At 71.6% G+C, this 3549-nt stretch carries 4 protein-coding genes; 3 read left to right on the top strand and 1 reads right to left on the bottom strand.

Going from position 1 to position 3549, the window contains the following annotated elements; translation table 11 throughout:
- Nucleotides 1-411: GAF domain-containing protein (locus DY245_RS34015; RefSeq protein ID WP_128510993.1), on the top strand; the 411-nt coding region annotated here is incomplete at its 5' end.
- A 49-nt stretch (nt 412-460) separates the two neighbouring features.
- On the opposite strand, the gene DY245_RS34010 is transcribed toward DY245_RS34015, so the two are convergent.
- Nucleotides 461-1228: an SIS domain-containing protein gene (locus tag DY245_RS34010; protein WP_128510992.1), complete on the bottom strand. Its 768-nt coding sequence runs from the start codon at nt 1226-1228 to the stop codon at nt 461-463.
- A 196-nt stretch (nt 1229-1424) separates the two neighbouring features.
- Here DY245_RS34010 and DY245_RS34005 point away from each other — a divergent pair, with 196 nt between their 5' ends.
- Nucleotides 1425-2117, top strand: coding sequence for an iron-dependent transcriptional repressor DtxR (locus tag DY245_RS34005; protein ID WP_128510991.1), 693 nt, complete (start codon nt 1425-1427; stop codon nt 2115-2117).
- 490 nt (nt 2118-2607) lie between these two features.
- A complete protein-coding gene (locus DY245_RS34000; RefSeq protein ID WP_128510990.1) occupies nt 2608-3483 on the top strand; it encodes an alpha/beta fold hydrolase in 876 nt (291 codons plus the stop codon).
- Nucleotides 3484-3549: the final 66 nt, after the last annotated feature.

Below are 3549 nucleotides of genomic sequence, written 5' to 3'. Positions count from 1 at the left end.
GCGGCTGCCGACCGCCGGGCGCGGCAGCGCGGTGCGCCACGCCTGGTGCGGGCGCTGGCCTCCCCGGCCGGTTCGCCCGGCCCCTCCGAGGCGGCCCCGGCGAACGGCCTCCCGGTGGCGTACACGCCGGGCCATCCGGCGTTCCAGGCGTACGAGCGGCGCGGCTCGGTGCGTTGCAGCGCCGGTCCCGCGGCCTCGCCCGAGGGCTGGGCGGCCGCCCGCAACTGGCCGGACGGCACCGTGCACGGCCTGTGTGTGGTGCTGCGCAGCCGTGGCCGCGCGCTCGGCGTTGTGACGTTTCTGCGGGCGCCCGCGCGCCGCCCCTTCGACCGCGCGGACGCGGACTACGCGGAGGAGGTCGCGGCCCGGATCGCCGCGGCCCTGGATCTCGCGGGCGCGGCGTCGCTCTGAGGCGGGCCGGGCGGGTTTGGGGGACCGGCGGCGGCCGGGCCCCGGGGGCTCACTGCCGGTAGAAGATCCGGTCCGCGTACTCGCTGATCACCCGGGCGTTCCAGTCGTGCCCGCCGTCGACATTCCCCGAGCGCAGCAGCGGCGGGTCGATGCCCCGCTCGGCCAGTGTGCCCGCGGCCGTCGCCACCATGGCCTGCATGATCGCGCTGGTGACCACCGTGGAGGCGGGGGCGAACGGTGCGTCGATGCCCGACAGCGTCAGCTCCGCGTCGCCGACCGGGATCCGGCTGTCCACAACGATGTCGCAGTGGTCCTTGAGGAAGCTGCCCGAGGCATGCCGGGACGTGGTGGCCTCCGTGTACGCCACCGATGTCACGCCGATGACCTTGATGCCGAGGGCCCGGGCGTTCATCGCCATCTCGACGGGCAGCGAGTTGCGCCCGGAGAGCGAGATGATCACCAGCACATCGCCCCGCTCCAGCGGACTGGTGTCCAAAACGGCCGCGGCCAGCCCGTCGACCCGCTCCAGCGCGCTGCCGAGCGTCGCGGGCCGTACGTCAACACCGACGACACCCGGGACGGAGAGCAGATTCATGAGGGCCAGGCCGCCCGCGCGGTAGACCGTGTCCTGCGCCGGGAGCGAGGAGTGGCCGGCGCCGAAGGAGAAGACCCGCCCGCCCGCCACGACGGTGTCCGCGATCAGCTCTCCGGCCGCGATGATCCGGTCGCCCTCCTCGTCGCGGACCTGTCGCAGCAGGTCGATCGCGGCGTCGAAGTACTTCCCGGACAGCCGGTCGCTCCGGTCGCTGTCAGCCATTGCCGCGGGCCCCTCTCGTCGGATCGCGTCGGATCGCGTCGCCATGTGATCAGTGGCGCGGATCACGTTGCGGTCTGGACCAGTGCCCTGTCAATACGGCCGAGCGGGTCCGGTCTGCGGACGAGGAGGCACCGTTGTCAGTGGGATGCGTCAGAATTGAGTCCAGGGCCACCGCACCACACATCGAGGGGCACGCATGTCCGGACTGATCGACACCACGGAGATGTATCTCCGCACCATCCTCGAACTGGAAGAGGAAGGTGTGGTCCCCATGCGCGCCCGCATCGCGGAGCGGCTCGAACAGAGCGGCCCGACGGTGAGCCAGACGGTGGCGCGCATGGAGCGAGACGGGCTGCTGACGGTCGCGGGTGACCGGCATCTGGAGCTGACGGAGGAGGGCCGGCGGCTGGCGACCCGGGTGATGCGCAAGCACCGCCTGGCCGAGTGCCTGCTCGTCGACGTCATCGGGCTCGAATGGGAGCAGGTGCACGCCGAGGCGTGCCGCTGGGAGCATGTGATGAGCGAGGCGGTCGAGCGCCGCGTCGTGGAGCTGCTGCGGCATCCGACGGAGTCGCCGTACGGCAACCCCATCCCCGGCCTTGAGGAGCTGGGCGAGAAGTCCGAGGTCGACCCGTTCCTGGACGCGGGCATGGTGAGCCTGATGGACCTGGACGCCGGGGCAGACGGCAAGACGGCGGTCGTGCGCCGGATCGGGGAGCCGATCCAGGCGGACGCCCAGCTGATGTACACCCTGCGGCGGGCCGGTGTGCAGCCGGGCGCTGTGGTGAGCGTGACGGAGTCGCCGGCCGGGGTGCTGGTCGGCAGCAGCGGCGAGGCCGCCGAGCTGGACTCCGAGATCGCCTCGCATGTCTTCGTCGCAAAGCGCTGAAAGTAGTTTCTTTCCTTTTCGCACTTCCTCCAGCACGCTGCCCGAGAGCCCGCTGAGCTGCGCCGACGCGCCGTTCGGCGGGCTCGGCAAGTTCTTGCCCGTTGAACGGACTTGTGCGAATCCGTGCGATACGGCCGGTGTCGTGTCACGCTGACGCTTGGTCGCGCGTCGGCCTGTCCTGGCCGGGGAGGGGGCTCGGATGCATCCACTGAGTCTGGGAACAGTCAGGGCCCCGGCGCTGCGAGCAGCCGGGGCCCTGCCTCCCCATGTCCCCCACCAAAGACCCGGAGCCCCGAGCTCCCAGGGTCTTTCCCCACGGGCCCCCTTCCCGGTAGGGCCCGCCTCCCGGCAGATGTCTCCCCGTGGCGAGCGCGGCCAACCCTTGAGCGAGGTCACTCGAACGAGGGGTATTGAGCGCCGGAGCGGCGCGTTCGAATAGGGGTTCGATAGTGTGGAGCTGCTCAAGGGACGATTGGGGGTGCCAGGGCACATGGTGCGGCGCATCGATGTGACAGGGACCGGCGGCATGCGTCTCGCCGCCTGGGAATTCACCGACCCGCCCAAGATCGGCGGCGGGTTGGAGGGGAGCGAGCACCGGCCGGGCGTGCTGCTGCTCCATGGTCTGATGGGGCGCGCCTCCCACTGGGCGGACACCGCCCGCCGGCTGAGTGCGCGTCACCGCCCGGTCGCTCTGGACCAGCGGGGCCACGGCCGCAGCGAAAAGCCCTCCGACGGGCCGTACGACCGCGAGGCGTACGTCGATGACGCCATCGCGGCCATCGAGCAGCTCGACCTCGCCCCGGTCGCCCTCGTCGGACATGCCATGGGCGCCCTGACGGCATGGCAATTAGCGGCCCGGCGCCCGGATCTGGTCAGCGCGCTGGTCATCTGCGATATGCGGGCGTCGGCGCTGGGTGCGGCCTCGCAGCAGGAATGGACCGAGTGGTTCCGCTCCTGGCCGGTGCCGTTCGCCAACCTCGCGGACGTCCGCAAGTGGTTCGGTGAGGACGACCCGACGCTGGAGCGCCCCAGACCGGCCCGAGGCGAGTTCTTCGCCGAGGTGATGGCCGAGCGCGCCGACGGCTGGCGCCCCGTCTTCTCCTGCCGCCAGATGCTCACCGCCCGCGAGACCTGGGTCCATGACGCCCATTGGGAAGAGCTCGCCCAAGTCCCGTGCCCGACCCTGGTCGTTCGCGGCCTCGATGCCGAACTGGGCCGCGCCGAGGCCCAGGAGATGGTCCGGGTGCTACCGCGCGGCGCCTACGCCGAAATCCCCGACGCGGGCCATCTTCTCCCCTGGGAACAGCCCGACGCATGGTGCGCCGCCATCGAGCCGTTCCTCCATACGGCGACGATGCCGAACTGAGTGACGATGCCGAACCGAGTTACGCGGCCCGGCCGCGCGCCACGGCTCCACAACGGGCCGTGGCGC

Origin of the sequence: Streptomyces inhibens (assembly GCF_003389455.1) — a bacterium.
GTDB classification, from domain to species: Bacteria; Actinomycetota; Actinomycetes; order Streptomycetales; family Streptomycetaceae; genus Streptomyces; species Streptomyces inhibens.
Note: the sequence above shows the minus strand (reverse complement) of the source record. Positions and strands in the feature narration are given on the sequence as shown.

Coding starts and splice junctions, on each gene's coding strand:
- DY245_RS34010 (WP_128510992.1), bottom strand. CDS start 1,228: ATGGCTGACAGCGACCGGAGCGACCGGCTGTCCGGGAAGTACTTCGAC.
- DY245_RS34005 (WP_128510991.1), top strand. CDS start 1,425: ATGTCCGGACTGATCGACACCACGGAGATGTATCTCCGCACCATCCTC.
- DY245_RS34000 (WP_128510990.1), top strand. CDS start 2,608: ATGGTGCGGCGCATCGATGTGACAGGGACCGGCGGCATGCGTCTCGCC.